The 22,424-nt window shown below is 57.1% G+C and carries 15 protein-coding genes; 7 read left to right on the plus strand and 8 right to left on the minus strand.

From position 1 onward, the window contains the following. A partial coding sequence (locus tag AOQ71_RS46640; protein ID WP_205668228.1) for a hypothetical protein occupies positions 1-193 on the plus strand: 193 nt, incomplete at its 5' end. A 1,206-nt stretch (positions 194-1,399) separates the two neighbouring features. Here AOQ71_RS46640 and AOQ71_RS15340 read toward each other — a convergent pair. Further along, a complete protein-coding gene (locus AOQ71_RS15340; RefSeq protein ID WP_057747517.1) occupies positions 1,400-2,062 on the minus strand; it encodes a DUF6875 domain-containing protein in 663 nt (220 codons plus the stop codon). Between the two features lie 133 nt (positions 2,063-2,195). Between AOQ71_RS15340 and AOQ71_RS15345 the strand changes: the two genes are divergently transcribed. Further along, on the plus strand, positions 2,196-6,479 hold the full coding sequence (locus AOQ71_RS15345; protein WP_157083517.1) for a non-ribosomal peptide synthetase: 4,284 nt from the start codon (positions 2,196-2,198) through the stop codon (positions 6,477-6,479). 1,324 nt (positions 6,480-7,803) lie between these two features. Here the strand turns inward: AOQ71_RS15345 and AOQ71_RS49705 are convergent. Next, complete coding sequence (locus AOQ71_RS49705; protein WP_283809594.1) at positions 7,804-7,938, minus strand: hypothetical protein; 135 nt, start codon at positions 7,936-7,938, stop codon at positions 7,804-7,806. A gap of 1,314 nt (positions 7,939-9,252) precedes the next feature. On the opposite strand from AOQ71_RS49705, the gene AOQ71_RS15355 reads away from it, so the two are divergent. Continuing rightward, positions 9,253-9,402: a hypothetical protein gene (locus AOQ71_RS15355; protein WP_228749897.1), complete on the plus strand. Its 150-nt coding sequence runs from the start codon at positions 9,253-9,255 to the stop codon at positions 9,400-9,402. 354 nt (positions 9,403-9,756) lie between these two features. Here AOQ71_RS15355 and AOQ71_RS45085 read toward each other — a convergent pair whose 3' ends face one another. The 5 genes from AOQ71_RS45085 to AOQ71_RS15375 all read right to left on the minus strand — a co-directional run bounded on the left by AOQ71_RS45085 (position 9,757) and on the right by AOQ71_RS15375 (position 14,996). Then, positions 9,757-10,062, minus strand: coding sequence for a hypothetical protein (locus tag AOQ71_RS45085; RefSeq protein WP_157083518.1), 306 nt, complete (start codon positions 10,060-10,062; stop codon positions 9,757-9,759). Positions 10,063-10,917: 855 nt separating this feature from the next. After that, a complete protein-coding gene (locus tag AOQ71_RS15360) occupies positions 10,918-11,517 on the minus strand; it encodes a DsrE family protein (protein WP_057747519.1) in 600 nt (199 codons plus the stop codon). Between the two features lie 41 nt (positions 11,518-11,558). After that, positions 11,559-12,188: a hypothetical protein gene (locus AOQ71_RS15365; protein WP_245316886.1), complete on the minus strand. Its 630-nt coding sequence runs from the start codon at positions 12,186-12,188 to the stop codon at positions 11,559-11,561. Next, on the minus strand, positions 12,185-13,267 hold the full coding sequence (locus AOQ71_RS15370) for a TAXI family TRAP transporter solute-binding subunit (RefSeq protein ID WP_430648623.1): 1,083 nt from the start codon (positions 13,265-13,267) through the stop codon (positions 12,185-12,187). Before AOQ71_RS15370 ends, AOQ71_RS15365 begins: the two co-directional genes overlap by 4 nt. A 7-nt stretch (positions 13,268-13,274) precedes the next feature. After that, entirely contained in the window at positions 13,275-14,996 is a 1,722-nt protein-coding gene (locus AOQ71_RS15375) for a coiled-coil domain-containing protein (protein WP_057747522.1), read from the minus strand. 1,284 nt (positions 14,997-16,280) lie between these two features. Between AOQ71_RS15375 and AOQ71_RS15380 the strand changes: the two genes are divergently transcribed. Further along, positions 16,281-16,598: a hypothetical protein gene (locus tag AOQ71_RS15380; protein ID WP_057747554.1), complete on the plus strand. Its 318-nt coding sequence runs from the start codon at positions 16,281-16,283 to the stop codon at positions 16,596-16,598. A gap of 1,781 nt (positions 16,599-18,379) precedes the next feature. Here AOQ71_RS15380 and AOQ71_RS15390 read toward each other — a convergent pair. Beyond that, on the minus strand, positions 18,380-18,562 hold the full coding sequence (locus AOQ71_RS15390; protein ID WP_157083519.1) for a hypothetical protein: 183 nt from the start codon (positions 18,560-18,562) through the stop codon (positions 18,380-18,382). Between the two features lie 431 nt (positions 18,563-18,993). Here AOQ71_RS15390 and AOQ71_RS15395 point away from each other — a divergent pair, with 431 nt between their 5' ends. The 3 genes from AOQ71_RS15395 to AOQ71_RS47840 all read left to right on the plus strand — a co-directional run bounded on the left by AOQ71_RS15395 (position 18,994) and on the right by AOQ71_RS47840 (position 21,849). Beyond that, positions 18,994-20,538: an SUMF1/EgtB/PvdO family nonheme iron enzyme gene (locus AOQ71_RS15395; protein ID WP_057747555.1), complete on the plus strand. Its 1,545-nt coding sequence runs from the start codon at positions 18,994-18,996 to the stop codon at positions 20,536-20,538. 21 nt (positions 20,539-20,559) lie between these two features. Then, the gene (locus AOQ71_RS15400; RefSeq protein WP_057747525.1) at positions 20,560-21,021 is read left to right on the plus strand and encodes a DUF4399 domain-containing protein; all 462 of its coding nucleotides are present in this window, start codon (positions 20,560-20,562) and stop codon (positions 21,019-21,021) included. Between the two features lie 627 nt (positions 21,022-21,648). Continuing rightward, positions 21,649-21,849 (plus strand): hypothetical protein, encoded by a 201-nt coding sequence (locus AOQ71_RS47840; RefSeq protein WP_083514226.1) that lies wholly within the window; start codon positions 21,649-21,651, stop codon positions 21,847-21,849. Positions 21,850-22,424 lie beyond the last annotated feature (575 nt).

Genomic DNA, 22,424 nt, shown 5'->3' on the forward strand with positions numbered 1-22,424 from the left:
CCCTGCAATCCCAAAACAGGCCACAACGAATATTGCGATCCCAGCTCAATCGCTTAGCCGCTCTTCACGGACGACGAGGAAAGCTACCAGCAGCCAGGTGATCACGTTCGTCTCCAGTGATGGAGTTGAACGCGCTCATCCGCGCACAGTCAAAAACTCAAGCCGAAGTTTTTCAATTTCGGCCATTGGCTGAGGATTCAAAGCAACGGTTGTGGCCGCTGTCGGTCCTATAAGCGGAATGCCAGGAACAGAAGAACCCCAACAACGCATGCCGCCAGTAACAGCAAGTAAATACCCACGGCAACTCCCCGACTCATTTCAGATTAGGGATTTAAGTGAGAGCTTACGCCATCCCGGTGGCCAAGCTCAATTTTCCCCAGAAATAGCGCGGAACTGCCTCGGACCGTCGGCCCGGGACTAAAAACTTCAAACGGAGCCGACGGTCCGTTGGGCAGGGCGCGTCACGCGGAGTGCCTGCGCTCGCAACAGTACTTTACCTCTAAATGATCAAAATGAAAGAATTTTATTGCTGCATTAAATCAAATTAATCATGGTTGTTCAGTTTCCGGCGGCTAAGTGCACGCGGGCGGCGTGGAGCCAAGGCACTTGGCTCGTCGTCGCAGCATTGGAGCATAGCCATTCAAGCTGAAAGCTTGGTTCCGCCGCCGGCGCGCTGCAGAGGGAAATATGGCGCCCGCCTAACTCTGGACTTCGGGGCGTCCGTAGCTGGATCAGTCCGGGTCGGAGACCTTTATCGCTCATCGAGGGTAGCCAAAACTCCCCGAGACTTACGCGCTCGACAGTGCATGGCGAGGCCCCGCCGCTTTATTCATTGGCGGATCCAAGCTCCCGAGAAATACCCAAGTCAAAAGGCCTTAGCGTCGGGAGTAGGTCTTCCCCAGGGTTGGCGACCTCAGACTCAAGCCGAGGTCGTTTGTCTTGGATGCAAAAGGCTGTCCAAAGCCGCTTGCCAAACCGCCCCCGTGCTCCCTGCCTTTCCGGTTGTGCCTCGTTGCGCATTAGTCCGGATAGTTTGAGCGCAGCCAAGCTGTGGAAATTGGTACAGTGATCGACCGCCAGGTTCGCCACATCAACTTTGTTTGTTGACGGATAGGACGACAGCAAAAACGTCGTACCGAGACAGCCAGCGACCGCCACTGCGATCAAGATCGTGCGCATAGGAGACCTCCTGGTCCCCCCGATTTGAGGGTTGGTCCAACCGCTCGGTGAAAGGTTCAATGGATGGGCGATCGATCGTGCCTCACCTTGTGGTGGAGGTATCGAGTACACGCCGCGGGACACAATTGTTCACCAGCAAGAGATGAAGGAAGTGCGTCAGAAGCCGCATTTGAAGCTCAACAGACCGAGTTGACTGGTACAAACAGCCATTCAATTTAGGTTATTGGTGACCTGCATAAGCGGATTTTGCGCGTTCATAGCAAGTGATGAGGTGTTTGTGATACGGATACAGAAACGCACCTCCCTGCGCGAATCGGCTTCCAAACCTGCTTTCATACGCTCGAAATGCTTGCTCATCGTCATGTAGAAACATGATGTCGTGTAACGTCATATTGCGGATCGCCACCAGAGGAACCGGAGATCGCGAGATTGCGTTCCACTCAGGATTGTGGATCGCTTCTTCCCGGCACCTCGGATGAAACTGACCAATCATCAAACCAGACTTGACGATCTTCGGCTTGATGGTCCGGTGGCACTCATCGAGTGCCCCTAGGAATTTCTCCTCGATATTCGGGAATACGATGAGCAGCGCTTTTAGCGCCTGCTCATGCCGCGCAAAGGGGGGCGCCTCCTTGAAGGGATTGACGTATCCCAAGATTACGTCGGCAATCGACCCGGCATCTTCTCCGTTCAATTCGTTATGAAACACCATGTAGAGGGAGTTCGCTTTAATCGAGGCCTCCACATAGGGACAAACCGTCTGAGGCGGGTAAGGACGTCTGACCTTTTCTTCCTCCCGCGCAAGATAGTTCCTGGCCCAGGCAAGAACTCGAGTGGCGGAGATAACGTCTTCAGTCGTCACAAAGCTCTGAATCTTCCGCATTTTCCTTCAATCCCCGCGTACTGTGCCCGGCCAGATTTAAAGCACCTTACATTAATACCTTGGGGATTTATTAATTCAACAAAATCATATATTGAATTTTCTCTAGATTATATTTAATCGAGTGGAATGACAATTGAAGATCGCAAACCATCGGCAAGGCAATCCAACCGGCAGGTTCAACACAGGTTTAACAGCCTGTCCTCAGCGACCAATCAGCATGATTGAAGACGTGTACGCGCTGTCGCCGCTACAGCAAGGCATGCTGTTCCACAGTTTGTCGGCTCCCGGAACAGGGGTCTACACCGAGCAACTGCTGTGCGACTTGCACGAAGCAGTTGACGAAGCCTCTCTGCGGCGCGCCTGGAGAATCGTGGTCGCTCGTCATCCGGCTTTGCGAAGCCAGTTTCGCTGGACCGACGTCAATGAGCCGCAACAGCAGGTGCAAGCACAGGTCGAGATCCCTTGGCAGCGACAGGACTGGCGCGGAATTCCAGATTCCGAACAGGATCGACGAATGGCTGATCTATTGGAGACGGACCGTCGTCGAGAATTCGATCTCGCGCGAGCGCCGCTGCTTCGTCTAACCCTGGTACGTTGTGGCGAGGCGAAGTACCGCCTCATCTGGACGTTTCACCACGCGCTGTTGGACGGCAGGTCATTCCCGGCAATTCTTGGCGAAGTCTTCTCCTACTACGAGGCTCTCCGCGCTGGCACAGCAATAACGCTAGAGTGCCCCAGACCTTATCGGGACTACATCAAGTGGCTGCAAACACGGGAGTTCTCCAAGTCCGAAACGTTTTGGAGGAGCACCCTTAAAGGCTTCACGGCGCCCACTCCGCTGGTGGTGGATCGCTTGCCGACCAACGAGCGGAACGTCGACGTCCAGGGCGGCAATAAGGAGATATTGTTGTCGCGTGAGATCACCTCCGCACTTCGTTCGCTTGCGGGGCAGAATGAGCTGACTCTCAATACGATCATCCAGGGGGCCTGGTCGGTGCTGCTAAGCCGGTATAGCGGCGAGGCGGACGTCGTGTTCGGAGTGACCAGGAGTTGTCGCCGAAGCGCGATCGAGGGCGCTGAAGCCATGATCGGCTTGTTCATCAACACATTGCCGTTGCGCGTGTACGTGGACCGCGACGCCGCACTCATTCCTTGGCTTAAGGAAGTACGCGCGGCAATTGTGGCGATGCGCGAACATGAGCATACGCCGCTTGAGAAGGTGCAGGCTTGGAGCGATGTGTCAGCGGGCAGGCCGTTGTTCGAAAGCATCGTTGTATTTGAGAATCATCAACTGAACTCCCTGTTGCAAATGCGGGGACGGTCTTGGTCGACTCGGAAATTCCATCTCTTTGAGCAATCCAATTATCCGATCACCTTGGCGGCTTACGACGGGACCGAGCTATGCCTGAAAATTGGATTCGATCGCGGTCGACTGGATAGCGCGACGGCTGGCCGAATGCTCGGCCACTTACAAACACTGCTTGAGGCGATGGCAGAGAAGCCGAAGCAACGGCTCGGTGATTTGCCGCTATTGGGAGCGGCTGAGCGTCACGACCTGCTGGTCGCGTGGAATGAAACACTGGCAGACTACCCGAAGGATGGGTGCATCCATGAACTCTTCGAGGCGCAAGTCGATCGAACTCCGGACGCCGTGGCAGTGGAATTCGGCGAGCAGCGCCTGACTTATCGCGCCCTCAACCATCATTCAAATCAGCTTGCCCATCATTTGCGCGAATTGGGGGTCGGTCCCGGGGTTTTGGTAGCTATCTGCTTGGAGCGGTCGCCGGAGTTGATCATCAGCTTGTTCGGCGTCCTCAAAGCTGGAGGCGCTTATGTGCCAATAGATCCAGCCTACCCACCGGCACGCATCGCATTTATGCTGAAGGACGCCAACGCGCCCGTTCTACTCACGGAGCGCAAGCTGAGCCGAATTCTGCCCGATCTTAAAGCGAACGCCGTCATTTTCATGGATGACCCTGCAGTCTGTGCGGGGAGCGTCGGCAACCCCAGCCGCGCTGCGACCGACTCGAGCCTTGCTTATGTAAATTATACCTCGGGATCTACAGGAAATCCGAAGGGGGTCATGATTCCTCACCGAGCGGTCAGGAATCTGATGGCCTGGATGCAATCGACGTTTCCCTTGAACGAGGGCGATCGCGTATTGCAGCAGATTTCATTTAGCTTCGATCCCGCGGTCCTGGAAATCCTGGCACCGCTCTTCGTCGGCGCGCGTCTGGTCCTGGCACAGCCGGGCGGACATCGTGACCCAGCATATTTGGTCCAGACGATCATTCGATGCCGGATTACTGTCATGCACCTCGTGCCATCGACGCTGCGCTTGCTTCTGAAGATACCGGAACTCAAGGCCTGCCGAAGCCTCCGGCATGTGTTCTGCGGGGGCGACGTATTGACTGGAGAACTCGCCGGAGAGTTTTTTGGAATGGTCGGCGCAGAGTTGCATTATTTTTACGGACCAACCGAGGCCACAATCACCTCGCTGTTTTACTCAGTCCCGCGTCAGCACGCTGACGATGTTGTTCCCATTGGCTTGCCAGTAGCCAACACTCAGGCTCACGTGCTGGATGCTCATATGCGGCATGTCCCGGTCGGCGTCCCTGGCGAGTTATATCTGGGTGGCATTCAGATAGCTCGGGGCTACCACAATCAGCCGGAATTGACGCGTGATCGATTCATTGGCGATCCTTTCAGCAAGGTGCCGGGAGCGCGGTTGTACAAAACGGGTGATATGGTTCGACGACTGCCGAATGGCATGCTTCAGTTTCTTGGTCGAGTGGATCATCAGGTAAAAATTCGTGGCCATCGCATTGAACTCGGCGAGATTGAGACGGTCGTGACCACGCATCCAGCGGTGCAGGAAGCGGCGGTTGTAGCGCGAGAGAACTCAGCGGGGGACAAGAGACTGATAGCTTATGTGAGGCCGGCGATCTCGTCGGCTGGCCTCGGCGCCGAACTACGGAGCCTGTGCAGAGATCAACTGCCGACTTATATGATTCCTGCGGACTTCGTCTTCCTGGATGCATTTCCCACGACCCCTAACGGTAAACTGGACCGCGGGGCATTGCCATTGCCCGGTGTGAGGTCATCTCAGTCCGAGGAATTGTATGTGCCGCCAAGCACTCCGATGGAAGAAGCGGTTATCAGCATATGGTGCGAATTACTTGAGCTGAAGAAAATCGGGATCAAGGACGATTTCTTCGAATTGGGCGGCCATTCGTTAATGGCTGTGCGGATGATCAACCGGATCAAGCAAGTAACGAACGCAACCCTTGGGATTTCGGATCTCTACAAAAATCCGACAGTGGAAGAGCTATCAAAGGTCATTGCTACCCGAGGGCTAGCGACACGACCGCCGGTAGTTGAAATGCAGAAGGGCAAGGCGGAGCGCCCGGTGTATTTCGTTTACGCGGGGCCGGATGAATTCGGGCTCGCCGAATTGCTGGATAGCCAGGTGTTCGGGATCGATATGCGTCCTTGGCCCCTGCAATGGCGTGCCGCGGTCGCAAACAACCGGAAATCCGCCTTCCCGACAATCGAACAATTAGTTGCGCCATATGCAGCAGCCCTGAGTGCACATTTAACGTCGTCATCCTGTGTGCTCGCGGGGCACTCCTTCGCAGGGATCATTGCCTTTGAAATGGCTCATCAAATGCAAAAGCAAGGTCGCCGGGTAGATCTGGTGATGTTGTTCGATACCTCTGCGACATATCCAACTACACGTGAAGTTGCTTGGCGGAAATGCCGACAAATTTGGAAGCAAGCTCCGAACGAGCTGTCTTCACCAACAATCGCATCGCGCTTGCAGCGCTCATGGCAAACCGTCCACTGGATGCTCGATGAGGAAGCGCGGAAGTGGTTTCGAGGCATCTGGAGAGGACGAAGCACTTTTACCACCATGGTCGACGAGGACGGGGCTCCGTTGCCGACGAGGCTCGTAGAACGATTGTATACGAGGATCCTGCGGTCTTATCGCCCGCGCCTCCTTGACACTCGGGGGGTTCTTTTTCGGTCAGAATCGGGGGACGGTATGCGGGGTTTGGACGACAGCCTTGGCTGGAAGGGTCTGTTTCTTTCGGGTCTGGAAATCATACCCGTGAATGGAGATCATTTGTCGATGTTCCGGGAGCACAATCGAACGCTAGCTCAGAGGATCAACGCAGCGCTGAAGCGATTTGGCACGATGTCGGAATGTGCCCAGATTGGGCCTCTACGTACGGGTCGAGCAGCAAGCACACAAGAGGGTAGCGCCTTCGATAATTCGGAGCCTGATACCCATCTCATTGATCAACATCGACTGGAGCATTACGAGGGCTTCGCCGATTGCGGAGACGCTGATAACAGCGACGCTGCACGCCAGATTGCGTCCCGGCGGCAGGATGTGGAAAGAAGGGCTGGCTAAGACGTTGGCTGCAAGTGAGCTGTGGGCGTGTCACCATTGCGCGTAACCGCGCGTGGTGAATTGCGTATTGCCCTTATCGTCGACCGAGCAGCCGTCGTGCAGTCCGGGTTGATAACTTCCCTCTTCGCCGCATTGTCCTTGCCTCCGCTTGACGCAGCCGAAAACGAAGTCCTTCCAGTTCTGTAACAAGTGCGATTAGACCCTGCACTCGGTCTCTCAGAATGGCCGAATAGTTGTAAACCTGACTTCGACTACTCATCAGCAGTTCCTAGAAACAATGGCCGAAATGACCGCGGCGCTATCGGGAAAACTATGCAATCGCAAGTAGGCGCATGATGCAAGGCAAAAAGGTTAAAAAGGCCTACTAATGTAGTGTGAACGAGCGTGCGCTCCTTTCGCTTTGGTTTCGGATCGAGTTTCACCTGAACCCTGCAGTTACAGCGCCTGCCAATCAGCCCTCAGCGTTTCGGACGAGAAACCAAAAGGGTTCGGATCGGTGGGGCGAAATGCGGCTCGGAAATCCTGCGCCGATAGGAGGGTGGAAAGACCGCGGGCGTTTCATGGCGGACCCGACGCGGCTCGGCATCGAAAGCCACGAGTTCAGGCGTCTATAGCGAAATGGCCACACGTACAAAGGTTCCGCAGCTGCTGAAATGGATTTGGTGCTGCATCAGGCAGCCATTCGATTAGGATGGCGGAGTCATTGGATGGGATCGCCATGCGGTACAAAGCCTTCCTGGTGGACAGTAGCCGGCACCCGATCTGTGCCGCAAAGCTTGATTGCATCGACGAGCAGAGCGCGAGATATCGGGCCGAGCAAATGTCTAGCGAGCACGATGTTGAGCTTTGGGAAGGCGATCGGCTCATTGCGGTCTTTCGAACCCCTGGGGGACGTCGGGACAACTAGACGCTGAGCGACATCGGCTACATTGTTCGTCTGGAACGTGAATTGTGTACGCTCCTGCGAAATCAGCTGCTATGGTTGTCGCTTAGCCGTCGTCGGCTGGCAGCGCATCTTTAATCCATCCCTCGCAGGACCTGCGCGATGCGCGCCAATACCACATCTTCGTCCCGATCTTAACTTTTTGCACCAACATCAAGCTTAACGAGCGGCTCTGGTTGCGCAACGGCAATGCCCTGATACGCTTTGGGTGCATCATGGCTGCGTGTTTGCGATGATCAGATATTCATCCTACGGCACGACAAACTTCTCGAGGCGATCTCCTGCGGTCGAGGATTACGATCCACTTCGAGCAGCGTATGACGAGCTGTTGAAGTTACGCGAGAGCGTCGCCATCGCCGAAGCTAAAGCGGCGAAGCAGTCTCATGCAGGCTGGAAGGCAAATTGATCAAAAATGGCGGCTAAGCCGTTCAGGCAAAATGGTTCAGGCTTGGTCTGAAGGCTGGTTTCGCCTCTTTCGTATCTTGCCGCGCGCGCAATCTGCTTCTCATCGTGCATGTCGCGGATCCAACAGTGGGGACAGTCATGATCCCGCGGGCAACAGCAGGACTGTAATTCCGACCTTGAGCACTCCAGCGGCTGCACACTACGCAAACGGCTACTCCGGTCATGGCGCTTCTCCCGAAAAAGTCGCCTAGCGAACTGAGCAATCTGAGTCTCCGCCTAGAGTCGTGGCATCGGAAATGGCGCCATTATTTATATTAATATGGCGAAATTTAAATTGATAATAATTAAAAATTAAACTATAAATTTAAAGACAAAAGCCGACGGTGGGCTTGTCGGGCCAACGACACCTCCCGGCAAGCAGCAGGCCTGGCCGTTGGATATGGTGCGGATGTCAGAAGCCAGCGGAGGAGGGCAGCATGAACCCGCAGCGACTGGAGGATTGGTTCATTGATTGAGTCGTGGACGCTGCCCGTAGAGGTCGATGAAGCTCTGGCCGCGAGGCTCCTGCTTGTCATCTGACAGAACTCCAAATTATTCGAGGCAGGATCTCGGACTTCGAGGAGAACACCACGCGCTGAGATAAGGGGTACGTGGACACGACGACGAGAGGCCAGCCTGCCGCGCGAACCTAACACTGAGCTTTCCCAATTGTGAATGGGGGCTTTCAATGTCAAACTTCGTCGAAGATCTACAGATGCTCCGCTTGATCAGAGCATTTCAGAAAGTAACGGACCCAGCTGCTCGGCGTACGATCGTGATATTCGTAGAGGAGCAGGTGCAGAAGCAGGGCGCGAAAAAACCCGAGGATCGCATGAGCGGGCCAGCCTAGCTGGGGGTGCCTGGCCGGACTGTCTGGTTCGTTCGGGCCTCCGTCGGAATGTTCGCTCGATAGTTATGCGATTTCGTCTCGACCCGGGCAGCGCGTCGCCAGTCTTCGTCCGTGCGATGCGCATTTGCCTGACTGCCTTCGAAGACACATCGTCGAAGTTGCTCGGCTGGTCTCAATTATGCAGCGAGGCCATTCGGAAAAATCCGCCCCGCAGCCGCGCCTTGCCTCAAGCTGAGGCCCCGAAAACCCCAATGTCTCAACAAGGTCTAAGCCGCAGCCGCGCTGCGGTTCACGGTTCAGAAGAACGCGGGTTGCCTGAGGTGTCGAAACCGACGCGCCCGACGATTCCGCTTAGAGGGCTCTGCTATCAGTCAGAGGGCGGAGCAGCTAAAGGTACGCCCGGTCGCTCCCCAGCGGTCTCAAGGGAGCAATAGTCTTGCTACCGCCGATTGGTTGCACTTTTCATCGTATCCGCCCACCCTATCGACGTCGTGATTCGGGGAATCATGTATCAGGACCAGTTCGAGAGAATGTCGATGGACGAACTGTGGGAGCTCCACAGCATGGTCAATGCCATTCTTGCGGAAAGGCTGATTGCCAAAAAGCTCGCGTTGGAGACGCGGCTCAAACAGCTTCGATCGGAGAGCGCTGACGCAGGCAGTTCATCGCTGAGGCGGGATCAGTGAGTGACGATGCATGGCACGTCCGATCGAGCTGTCCGTGTCGTTGAACGGTTCTTCATTCGATGGAGATGTCCGCGTGCGCTGCGATGGCGGACATCGCCGAATGTGAGAGGGCTTCCGGTCGCGGCTATACAGTCGAGCAACGTGCATCCGCAACGCTAATATCTCGTCGCTGCGGTTTTGCTTTGATTTCGATACACTTGACGTTGCGGAATGATAAACGGGTCCTGTGCTGCCCGGCATATTGACGAGAACCACGATTCCATGGCCGGTCGGCGGCGCTTTGGTGTCGTGCGCTCAAGCTCGCCTACAGGCGTGCTTAGCTCCGTCGGATGGGCCCGCCCACGAAACGGTAGTCTACGGTGCTGTTTTTGGTCCAACCCCTTTGAGCACTGCATGAAGAAAGGCGCTTGCGTGGTCATACTTCGCCGCGCGATCGACCGCCTGACCGCTTGGGCCAAACGCGCGGCCGCCACTTATTGGATCATACACCCCGGCGGGATCTGATGCGGGATCGAGGAGGTCTTCGCAAGTGCTTCGAGTGGGCACAAAAAGCTTGTGCAGTCGAGATGCGTCGTAATGGTTTTCTTTGTGGTCTACAGCCAACAAATATAGCGCAATAAAGTCACGGAAATCGGCGCGAAATGTTGCTCGCTGGGCCATGAGTATTCTCTCCGCCCCGATCGATAATTCGAAAATCAAATCAAACAATACATGATTTGAAATGGGAGGGCGACGAGAAAATTGCAGTCCGATTCGCGCGGTCGAGCGTTCCGAAGCCGAGCGACAGGCATCGGAGAAAAGATACCGCGGACCGGGTGCACTAGCGTTGCGTGCGGATCCTAACGTGCCCTCGCAACTCACTCAGCAGCTTCAGAGCCGGTCAGCTCTACCCGATCACCTTCGCGGCTTGCGACGCCCCTTGCGACGAGCCGATCAACTACCGCGTCGCTGATCCGCTTGGTCCCGAACCGCCAGCCGCCGCGGACGCGCTTGTTAAAAGGTCCAAGTTGCAGCAGCCGAATGTAACTACGATCCTCTGGCGAGAAAGTCATATTTGGCCCCGAAAATTTAACACCGCCCAAGCTCTCTATATTAAGAATAATCAGTCGATCGCGACAAGTCTTAGCGATTTACGACCGAGGCGGTATTTAAATGCCGGCTGCACGAGCCGCCGAGCTAAGAAGCTGTAAATTGTGGTCTCTTGGCCGAATAGGGTGCATCGATTGACGCGGCCGAGTGCCGTCCCTTGGCGAGATCAACGGGGTGGCTTAAGGGGCCAGATGCCGATGTTCATGGTGCGCTGCGGCTTTGTCTTCCTCAAGTGCCGCCGAGAGGCACTGTGGACAAACCGAGAATTGTTTTTCAGTCACCGCCCTACTCAAAGCACAAGCAGGTTTCGATGCGGCATGCGCGTTCGGGGCGTATCGCATCGCGCGCGAGGCGGCACGTCACAGACTGAGCGATGTTCTTCCGGCTCGCTTTACCGAGAAGCAGCGCTACGATGAATGCTCCCGCCTATGGCTTAACATAGGTCCAGCCCTGCTCTTCCAACTCCATCACCCGCACGACGCCGGACTTGACCACTTCAGCCTGGGGGATAATCGGGATGTCCTTGTTCTCAGCCTTCCGCATGTTCTCTTGGGTGTTGCCGCAGGCCTTGAATGAGACCTCCGGCGTGCTGAGCGCCATCGTTTCGATCCGCGCTTTCACTGGCGAGGTGTCTTCGCGGAACATGTGCAGCCCGGGACCGAACGCGATCACTTCGATTTTCACCTTGTCGCCGGTGTCTTTGTAATATTGCGTGACGTTCATTGCATTGTTGAGCGTGAGGTTCATTGCTGCGGGATCATTTGTATTCACCTGGAGGACCAGATGGTGCTGCTTGCTATTCGCCATGGCGTGGCGATCCGTCCGGGGAGACGCCGCCTGATGGCGCGTCCGCGCACTCGCGGGCGACGTCGCACGCGTGCTTGTGGTGCGCGTCCCTTCCGCAACTGCCGGCTTTGGCGCCGGCCACGGACGGGCGTACTCTTGCCCTGCAGAGAACGACGCGCCAAGCAGGAGTGCTGCGATGCAAAGGATGGCTATTCTTAGCATGTATCGAAACTTGCTCATGTTCCAATCTCCTATCTGAAAAGACAGTCTTCTATCGCGCACTAGTTGTTGGGCTTCGCGATCGCTTGCGGCCATTTGCATGTAGCGGCGATCTTGGCGCGCACCCTGTCCAGTCCGGTCAAAAGGAAAGAGGCGTCTAGAAATGCTTGTGTCGACCGGGAAAGTTGCACGTCAAGCTGACCCTGGCTGGGAAGCGATTGTATCAAGGCCGCTGCATCAGTCTTGAACGCGACACCGCCTCCAAATGCTGGAGTAGCCGCAGGGAGCTGTATGACCTGGCCGCCATTAACCCGATAGGAAATGGCGTAGTCCTCACCGCGACCCGAAACATCAGATCCTGCGACCACGAGTTCCGTGCGTCCTGCGCGGCATCGGATCGAGAGCCGCGTCGCACTGCCTACATCTTGGCGCGATGATATCGTCGCGGTGGCGATCGGTGAGAAATCGACCGGTGATCTCGTTTGGCCGACAACCCAGCCATCCTCGTTGCGCCCCAGAGGAATAGCAGACGTGATGGCCTGGGAGAGTTCGTCAAGGCATTTCAGCCGCTGCGCGCCTGCCATCCCGGAGCAGGCGCGAAGCTGTGCTGTCGGATGGTCCTCCCCCTGCGCTAAGGCTACGCCGCTCACAAACACGAGAACGGCTGAGTCGAATGCGACGGCCCGTTTCATTGCGATGCCTGTGTCGCGGGCGGATGGGCGTCCAGCCATGCTTGTGCGGCAGGGAAACGCGAAAGCCCAGGAACCGTCGCCGCAAGATTGATCGATTTCCACTTCGGATCGAAACCCGCGACCTGCAAGCTCTCAATCCGCGAGAACAGTCGATCGACAAAGCGCGCGACGCGCCCGAAGCGGTTCGACTTCGGCGCCCAATTGAAGGCGACCAGCGCCGTCGGCACTGCGATCGTCGGCACGCGCTCGCCTGGCTTGATCAGGCTGGGATAATCGCTCGCGTCGAGAAAGGCAGGAACATAATAATCCTCCAGCTTGCCATCATAGAGGACGGGAAGGAACTTGAACCCTGGATCCCAGTGACCGCGCACGAACGCATCGACCGGCTTCGATGTGATGAATACAACTGCGGCGATATCGCCCTTGCGCATCTGCTCCAGTGCGACCTGATGTGGAATGAATGTCTGCTCAACGTCGAGGCCGAGACGACTGAAGATCAGCGGTCCCGAATAGGCCGCGGCGGTGCCCTGGGTATTGAAATTCACCTTCTTGCCGACCAGATCGCTCAGCTTGGAAACCTCCGGTCGCACGAAGATGTGTAGCTCGGATGGAAATAGGTTGAGAACGTAGGCTAGCCTGCGCTGGATGTCGGGCACCTGGCTCCTGTACTCTTCGAGTACGTCGGAATTGATGATCGCAGCGTCGACACCGCGAAGGTAGAGCAATGAATTGACGTTCTCGGTCGGTCCCCGCGTCACGATCGGCAGGACGTGGAGATTATCTCCGTCATCGACGACGCGGGCCATCTCGGCGGCGAGTCGGATGGGGGCGCCTTCGATGAGGCCTCCAGCAAGACCGATCGTCCAGGCGTTCATGGTATCTTGCGGCTTAGGCGCTTGATGTACGCTAACGCCCTGAGCCTTGAAAGTTTTGGCACGCGCCTCAACCCAAGCCGGCCGTAAGGTCAGCAATAGCGAAATTGAGGCAGCGAAAGCAAACAGCGTCCATCGACCGAAAGAAGAGTTCATTTGCCAGGCCCTCCGATGGATCAAATTTCTGTCTGCGCCGCCTCTCCTCAATCGCGGGTCAGCGCCGCGACGAGTCGAGCCGCTCTTCTGCTTCCTTGATGCCGCCGGCCCGTGCTCTTGCGTAGAGATCGCGCGCTTTCGCCGCGTCGCCGACCGTCCCATACGCCCCCCATTTGCGAAGGACGATCGGGTCATAGGTCTCCGCAAGTGCGAAGCTTGCATGCGCATCCCCGATCTCGGCGGCACGCTCGAGCACCGCGCGCGCCGAGGCGATATCACCCTGACCAAGCAAGACACTTGCCCGGGCTACGAGTCTTGCCACCTCTGCAGCATTCCCCGAATCAGGCCTGGCGTTCGTTCGCGTGGCGCCTAGGGTTGTCTGGGACGTCGCAACAGGCCTGATCGCGTCAGCCTCGGGCCGTTTGTCCTGCACGCCCCGACGCTTCGTGGTATCCCCGGATGCAGCGTTCCGCTGCGATGCAAGCTCCCGTTCCAGCTGTGCGGTCTTTTCGCGCTCCTGCTGAAGCAATCTCAAGGAGACCGCCGACGTGTCCGCGACAACCTGCTTCAGCCGAGTAGCTTCGGCGCTCGCCTGGGCGGCCTGCAACTCAATTTCCAGCCGGGCCGCCTCGAGATCATGCGCCAGCCGCTCGCCGCGTTCTTGCTCTTGTTGCAAGGACCTCCGCAACTCCGCGGCGCCGGTCTCTGACGCCTCCTGGGGGGCAGCCGCCCGATCAGCGACCCTGCGGGCCTGAGCCTCATACGCGTAGATTGTGGCGTGCGCCATCGACAGATCGTTCTCGAAAGCCTCGGCCCGCTCGTGCTCTTTCTCCAACGTCAGCTTGAGCTCCGCAGAGCTCTGCTCCGCTGTCTGCTTCATCCGGTTTGCTTCATCGATCGCTTTGGTTGCCAGTGCCGTTTGAGCTTCCACCTCACGCCGGGCCGCTGCCAAGGCTGCCTCCAAGCGGCTTGCGCGCTCTTGTTCGTGTTGCACGACTTTGCGAAGCTCCGCAGTGGTGTCGTCCATGACCTGCTTGGCTCCGCTGGCGTCGTCCATCCCCTTTGCGGATGATGCCGTCTGCCCCTCGGCGTTGCCGCTGCCCGTTGTCAAATGCCGTTCCAGTGGCCCGACATGCTCCTGTTCTTGTGGTGCGGAATCGGAGGTGCCAGAGCCGCTGTCTCGCGCCGCATCATTTCTTCTTGGGACCTTTTCGGTCTCAACCTTTTTCTGTTTCTCACTCTGAGCGAGCATCTCTGTCAGGCGCTTCTGTTCTGCCGCACCGGCCTTTGCAAGACATGCGCTTACTTTTTCGCTCACGCCTGCAAGAGCACACCAAGCCTCATCGGACAGTGCCCTACAAGATTTGAAGGCGCTCAATATGTTGCCTCCGCACGAGGACTGGTAAAGCACGATGTCGTCGCTCTTGGCTGTTCGATGTTTTTCGGAGCACTCCCGGCTCCTCTGCGCTGCTGCATGGGCGTAGTCGATCTGCTGCCGCTGATAGGTGGTGCACTCTTGTTGTGATTTCGGCTCCGCCGGCGGAATTGGCTGGTCGTCGGCAACCACGTAAGAAGCAGGGACGACCAGCGCTGGCAGCAGAAGCGTTATTGCTAAAGGACTTGAGCGAAACATCTGAGGACCATCGGGACAGCAGGGCAGTTCCTGGATTGCGTCGGATAAGCCCGTGAAATGGGTCGCCTCATGCCAATGAAGCTCCATCGGAAGTGTGTGCGGTATGGACAATTCATCGATCTGTCGTTCAATGGCTTTCCACTCCAATGTGCAGCCTCGTATCCAAGCCGTGAAAATGGCTCCGGCTGGATGGGGCTGGGCCACAATGCCCGAGCCAGAAGAGGCACGGCTGGCGCGTTCAAGGCCTTTCGAACCTGCAGCCGTAAAAACCCAATCCAAATTTAATTATTATATCCATATAGAATTAAAGCAATATTTAATTAAAAGCAAGCTCGAGTCGGGCATCCCACGAACCAATGCGCCGTGGTAGCGAGGCGCGTCTATCATATGAGCAGCCGCTGGAATGACACGGCCCGCCTCTCTTGGTCCAATGCAGGTGTCCACTCATTTCACGCAAATACACGCAATGCTGCGGGACTAAACCTTCGGAATGGCTATTGTCCGGCCGCGTTCTCTCCCGCGAAGAGTCCATGAGCGGGTGCCTTGAAGCTGCATTAGCAGTCCGCTCGCCAGCAAGCGGATGATGTTGCGCAATGGAAGCGTTTTTGGTCTTTTCTGCAAGGGCCCGGCGTAAGGCGAACTAGTTAGTCTTGATCCTGAATACTTCAGCGACCATGCGACCAACGGTCCTTGTAAGCGATTTCATCCGCTTCTCCATGACGACGAAGAGAAGCATCAACCAAGTCGCGAGAGCTGAGCACCACAGCAGGGCTTCTAACGTTCTGGGCATAGCGCGACTCCCAAGATGCTTCTTAAATCACAAACAGCGTTTGCCGGACCGGTGGTCCTGGCAAGTCCTGGTAAAAGCAGCGGCGCCTCAACCCACTCGGCAAACGACACAACGCGGCAACGGGGGAAACGAGAGCGATCGAGAGCCGACAGTTGGCAAGACCGGCGCCTGCTCAGAGCTAACGGTGCCGCGACAAAGCCATCCCAGAACCGCCGATGCCCTCGAACTCCAGATGTTCGAAGCAGTCCTTCGCAAGCCCTGTCCTGATCGACTGTGTCGGCGCAAAGGACCTCGAGATCGCCCTTCTCGCCAGAAGTAATCCTTACCGAACCGATTGTGACCGAACCGATTGTGCTCAGCCGCGCTCAATCGCGCTGACAGCCGCTCCGCACGAAGCACCGAGCGGCAAGGAAACGGCCCGGCACCCTTGGGGGCGTAAGCAGGGGGGCAGGAGGATGCCGGGGCCGTTTCTCGCAGGTCCTTGGCGCGTCCATCCGGCGCCAGCGACCACCAATCCTACCTCAAATTAAAATCGTGTCCACGATTAATGTCGATTTAAACTTGATTATAAAACGACCGCATGAGTAAATGGCGCAACAGTCGAAATGATGCAGCTATCGAAGTCCTTTAGAGGTTCTGGCATGACCCGCTCCCCATCCATAGTGCCTCTCGTGGCGGCAGATCAGGACGTCTATCTTGTGCTGGAGGATTTCGGGAGCCGACTTGGGAGAGCTTGGTGCGAGACGGCCGAAGAGGACACCTCCCGCGCGACACTGGTGCGGCGTTTGATCGATGGTCAGTACGAGCATCCCAGCCGCATCGTGGCGTTCAACACGGCGGAAGGATGGTCCCGTGATGTCACCACTGACATCGCAGATGAGCTGCGTCGCCGCTTTGTCGAGATCGACGAAGTGACTCCGGCGCTGCTGGAATTCTTGGAGAGAGCGGCGAGACATTGAGGCGGAACGTAAACACTCTCTGTGTGGGGTGATGCGCCCATTATATGCGAGTCGAACTCGCCTCCTTGCGCCGAAGGTCGCCCGCCGCCAACAGCGGCCCGAGACCAGCCTCGCCGCATCGATGATCCGCAAGGCCGACTGTCGCGCCAATGCAGAGTTTCTTCTACACCTCGAGCCGAACCACCCCGCGATCTCTGCTCAGGCAAGCTGGCGAGGGTGTTGGCCCGCTGCCCCCGATCAGACCCAACCAGCGAGACGCCAAAATATGCCACGCCCTGAATACCCGCCGGGTCACTCCCTTCCCGGTGGGCGGACCATCCCGAGGGAAGATTTGCTTCGAGCGGTCGCGTTGGCGACCGCTTAAAGCGGCGCTCTCCAGCCGACTGCTATGCTCGCTGAAAATCAGAATAAAGTACCCTTTGCCTATATAAAATAGTTATTAAATGTAATCGTAATGGCTAGGACGTAAAAATGGAATTAGACTTCGAGAAAATAATACCAAGGGAGGAGTGGATGGACACCGTACGCCGCTTGCGCGCGATGGCACAGCTGTGCCGACAAACTGCGGCTCATCATCCCGATCGAAGTTGGAAGTTGCTCGCTGAGGCCGAGTATTGGGAGCATTTGGCCGATGGCGTACTTCTTGCGCGACCAGAGCAATGCGAAACGGGGTGCGCCACCATCAATTGAGCATTCCGAACGCAGCGCCGCGGCAGCTTCATGCTTCGGCGCTCGTCTGATCTGCTGATTTTGACGAAATGATTCGTTAGCTCCCTCTATTCAATATTCATACCGGGTGGATTGTCGAAGTTCAGGCTGGATGCATGACTTGTTCGACCCGCCTAACGAACAGCGCTCGGCAGTGCTCCTTGTCTCGCGCGCCTACACCTGGTCGCGGACAGTAGTCACGCGATCCCCCCTTGGATCCCGATCGCGATGGCTGTCAGCCGCTTCGATTTTGTCGCGCGCGCATCTTCAAGCTCTGCGGGCGGCTAATGCCACGCAGGCTCGTCGCGCGTCAGGGTGGGCGAAATCCGGGAGCGGGGTACGTCATGCTGCGTGCGGATTGACCACTGTGTAGCCTCGCAGCGAACGCGCGTGAATCCTCGTCGCGTGGCCTCCCGAGTTTGCATCATACGCCAGCCAAATATCGCCACCGATGTGCTGTTCCAAGACGAAAACGTGTCCGTGTCGCGCTGCCACCATACCGGGCGCTGGCGACGTCCGCGGGAAGCGCAGCCAATTGGCTGCGAGATTCAGTTCTGGCACGATGCGGCCAAAGACACGCATGGCCGCACCGCAGCCGCAGAAGGATTGAGGACAGCCCGCAGGGCGACCTCCAACGATACGAGCGGCTGGGACGTCTACTCTGCCCGCGGACATAGCGAGTCCGGCAAACGGCCTTCGCTCAAGAACATGCAGTCCATAGGAAGATCGAGACAATCGTGCCGCACCTGGCAGGGAATAGGAAAAATCGCACGGCATTGTCACATTGCATTCTGGCGGCCGGCTCGTGCGGAACGGACGAGCCTGCGAGGAGATGGGCTCAATCGAAACAAGCAGGGACGCAACAATTATTTGTTTAAACATGCAAGACTCCGGGGTTAATGGGTCCTGCCCCGGAGATAAAGACCAGTGCCAATTTGACCAAATTTAGTCACGCAGTGCGAACCGGAAGGTGGAATTCGTCAGGATTGGACTGCGAATTGGCCGAAATAAATGCGGATCTTGTTGTCGGCGACGTGTGCTGCGGCAACAGGGGTGCGCCGCGGCCGGCCTCCTCAATCGGCGGCGTGCCAGCTGCGTTGTTGCTGGGAGTCTTTCTCGTCGTGAGTCTGATCAGCCGCGCCATGACCTGCTTTTGAAGGCTTGGCGCTTTCGCCGGCGAGCAAAAGCAGTCTTTGCATTTCAGCAAGGCGGGCGCGGCAATATTCGCGATAGAGCAGGTCGAATATGACGAGCATGGTCGCCTCCATCCTTGGAGTGCGCACCTATGGGATATTCCGGCAAGTGCGGCGACGCACCTTAGCGCTCTCGTTTCAATTCCGTTGTGACCCCGTTCACAGCGGCGGCTGCTTTCCCGCAAGCCAACCGATCGTCCTTGCTGTTCATGAAAAAGAGCAGGGCCGGTGACCAAAGTTCGTTGCACGAGGTAATCGGCGAGAGGCCCGCTCGACCCCGCGGAACCATCTAAGCAATTGATCGCTTGTCGCAGCGCGAGAGCCTGCAACGGTCAGAGGATACACCAGGAGATCACTACATTGAAGTCAGGTAATAGGTCCGATGATAGACATTGACCTCCCATTTAAATGTGGTCTATTTAATATTATTTTGATCACGCCAATCGAAAGCTGCATGGCGACCCAAGAATTGTCCGCAGCCCTGGAGCTTAATGATGGCCGAGATACGCAATTTCAGGTCGGGAGAGCGGGAGGGAGGTGGGGACAGTAGCGCGCCGCGCCGCCTCGCAGCGATCATCGTCGGTGATATCGCCTCCTATAGCCATCTCATGCAGTTGGACGAGGAGGGGACCCACAAGCGTGTCAAACGCATTCAGCGCGATTTGGTTGAGCCGAGCATAAGCGAACACGAGGGGAGGCTCGTTAAGACGACCGGAGACGGCTTTATCGCGATTTTTGACAGTCCGGTTGAAGCGGTGCGTTGCGCAATCGTGATTCAGCAGAACCTGCTTGGCCGCAACGTCCCTTTGCCGAAGCATTCAAGAATCGAGTATCGGATTGGCGTCAACCTGGGTGACGTCATCGTCGAGCCGGACGACATTTACGGCGACGGCGTCAACATCGCCACGCGCATCGAAGGTCTTGCTGAACCAGGGCAGGTATTCATCTCCGGTGCAATCTACGAGCAGATCAAACACAAGCTGGTCTGCGGCTATGAAGCGTTGGGAGACCGGCGCGTCAAGAACATCACCGATCCTGTGACGATTTATCGGGTGCTCCCCGATGCACAGGCGGTTGCAGGTCGGCGGAATCGTCGCGAGACGATCCTGATCTTGCTGCTGGGCGTCACAAGTCTGGTCTTGGCGAGCAGTGTGCTGTGGTACCTGGTCCAGCAGCCGAAGGCTGGAGCGGGGCGGCAAGTTTCGGTGCCGTCTTCGACCCCCGTCGCTCCACTCACGCCGACAACTCCCAGTCTGACTCAGTCTCAGCAGAGCCCTGAGGCGCCGGCATCGTCAGGCGTCAACGCGCCAACCATCGTGGCGAAGCCGAGCACACCCGTTCCGCAGGCGCCTCATGAGCCTACTCCGCGCGAGCCCGAGATGGTCCCGATTCCCGGTGGTGCGTTTGCAATGGGCAGCAATGATGATCCGACGGAACGGCCGATCCATCAGGTGACGGTGCGACCCTTCTCAATTGGCAAATACCCGGTGACCGTTCGAGAATGGAATGAATGCGCCGCCGCCAAGGCGTGCACCGTTGCCGCAGCCGGAGACGACGAGGCGCCAGCGGGCAACCTGAGTTGGACGGATGCACGACAATATGTGACGTGGCTGGCCAAGGTCACCGGCAAGCCATATCGGCTGCCGAGTGAAGCGGAGTGGGAATATGCGGCGCGCGCAGGCACTCAGTCCAAGTATTGGTGGGGCGATCGGATGATGCCAGGGATGGCGGGATGCAAGGATTGCGAACCGTCCTCGTCGGCGGCTCCGGTCAAGGTGGGAAACTATCCGCAAAATCGGTTCGGTCTGTACGACATGGGAGGGACGGTCGATCAATGGACCGATGACTGCTGGCATAAAAATTATCAGGGCGCGCCGACAGATGGCTCACCCTGGATTACAGGGGACTGCACCTCGCGCGTCATTCGGTCCGGCTCTTGGAAAAACGATGCCAGATACGTGCGTCCCTCGAACCGAGACAGCTATGACACTGGTGTCAGATATCCGACGCACGGCCTGCGCGTGGCCCTAGGTCCCTGAGAACTGGCAAGGAGGTACCGGATGAGGATTGTGGGTATGGTTGTCCTTGTAGCGCCGCTCTTGCTGACAGAAATGGCGCATGGGCAAGGTAAATCGGCTCCGAATGACGCGAAGCTGTACTTTATCTCGCCCGTGGATGGCCAGAAAATCAAAAGCGGCTTTTGGGCCCGGTTCGGGCTGCGAAACATGGGCGTGACGCACGCGGGCGACGACTACGCGAACAGCGGTCATCACCATCTCTTGGTGGACGTTGACGAGCCGGTCGATCCCAAGGAGCCAATCCCGCAAGACAAATCTCACTTGCACTTCGGCGCCGGACAGACCGAAACGTATCTCGAACTTCCGCCTGGAAGGCACACTCTCCAGCTCGTTCTGGGCGACGCCAAGCACTACCCATTCGATCCTCCAGTCGTATCGGACAAAATCACCGTCCGGGTCGGAGAGGAGGCTATCAAGCGGCGTCGCTGGCGTCGTCTGCACTAGGCGGCTCCTGGCTCGTGGCCCAAAATCTCGCGATACAGGCTCGCAAATTGTCCACGAACGACCCAAGAAAGCGTGCAGCCCCCCGAGCCAAACTCCGATCGTGAGCCTTGCCGTTGGCATGCGACCAGGTTTGTTAATTAAAACCGAAAGCGCTCAGTTCGTAATAATTCCGGAAGCCTGTCAGCTCCGGGCGGTTCGCCTGCTTCGACATCGCCTAACCCGCGCTATTTTCATTGTATCCGGCACCCGAACGAATTTTTGCCAGTAGATTTTTTTATTAACCGAGTTGGAGACAGCGATGCGACGACACGTCGTGAGACCGTGGAGCTATCAAGATCTGGCCTTATTGAGGACACTAGCGCGAGAATTGCCCACCCGAGAACTTGCGTCGAGGCTTGAACGCAGTCCAGCTGCCGTCATCTCGAAGGCGCGAGAACTTAAGCTTTCCCTAAAAATCCCGAGGATGAAAAAGGGCAGTCTAGTCTAGCGACTTTAAAAAATGCACAAAATTCCCTGGCTTGAAATATATCCGATTGAACCCTTGGATTGTTTTGCTAAACTGACGAATAATTTCTTTGAATACGTCTCTCGATCCGATCCTTGTATCTTTCATTCTCCGGGGGCACGATGTTTGATGCCGCTACCACTGCCCTGCTACGTGCAGTTCTGAACGAGATCTGCGATGGCGTTTCGCCTCACGAAACCGGTGCCCGTGCGCATGTGGCATCCAAAATTCTCGAGGCCGCGACGAAAGGCGAAACATCGGCCGATGGCCTGATCCAGGTCGGCCGGAAAGCGCTGAGTGACGCTCCTACTATGTGGCGGTAGCCCCGCCCGCGGTCCAACGTTGGCGCAGCCCGGAGAATGATGCCAAGGGCTTTGGGCCAATCATCAGTTGGTGTGGTCTCCCCGGCTCGAGAATCCTTCGGTGCGAACTTGCCGGAGTTCGCCCGCATCTGTCACCGCTTCGTAGAAGCGGAGTAGCAGCATCAACCGCGCAGGCCCGGGAATTTCCGCTGGAGATGCTCCGGCGCGGGGAGGGGGATCCTAAACTGGCCGGGTGCCCGTGCCAGGTCCCGCTCAAGTCCGGTTGTGAGCGCCGCCAAAGCAGTCCGGCCAGTCGAGGCTTGACGGCTATCGCGAACCTGAGAGGTTGGAGAAATAGGTGCTGCCATCGAGTTCTGCTCATCTCGTTCTATACGTCTGAGCAGACCAAGGCCTTCTCGGCCACCGCAAACGCCGTGAATGGCGATGCATCGAGCTCGATGGTGCCGGTGCTTTCGTAAAGCGGCCTCCAACGCGCCATATAGCCAGGGCGATCATAAAAACTGGGACCATCGATGCTCTCGACGCTGACTACAAAAGAAAGGCCGTGAGTGCTTGCACTCCATATGTCCATGTGC

Origin of the sequence: Bradyrhizobium manausense (genome assembly GCF_001440035.1) — a bacterium.
In the GTDB taxonomy this organism is placed as follows: Bacteria; Pseudomonadota; Alphaproteobacteria; order Rhizobiales; family Xanthobacteraceae; genus Bradyrhizobium; species Bradyrhizobium manausense.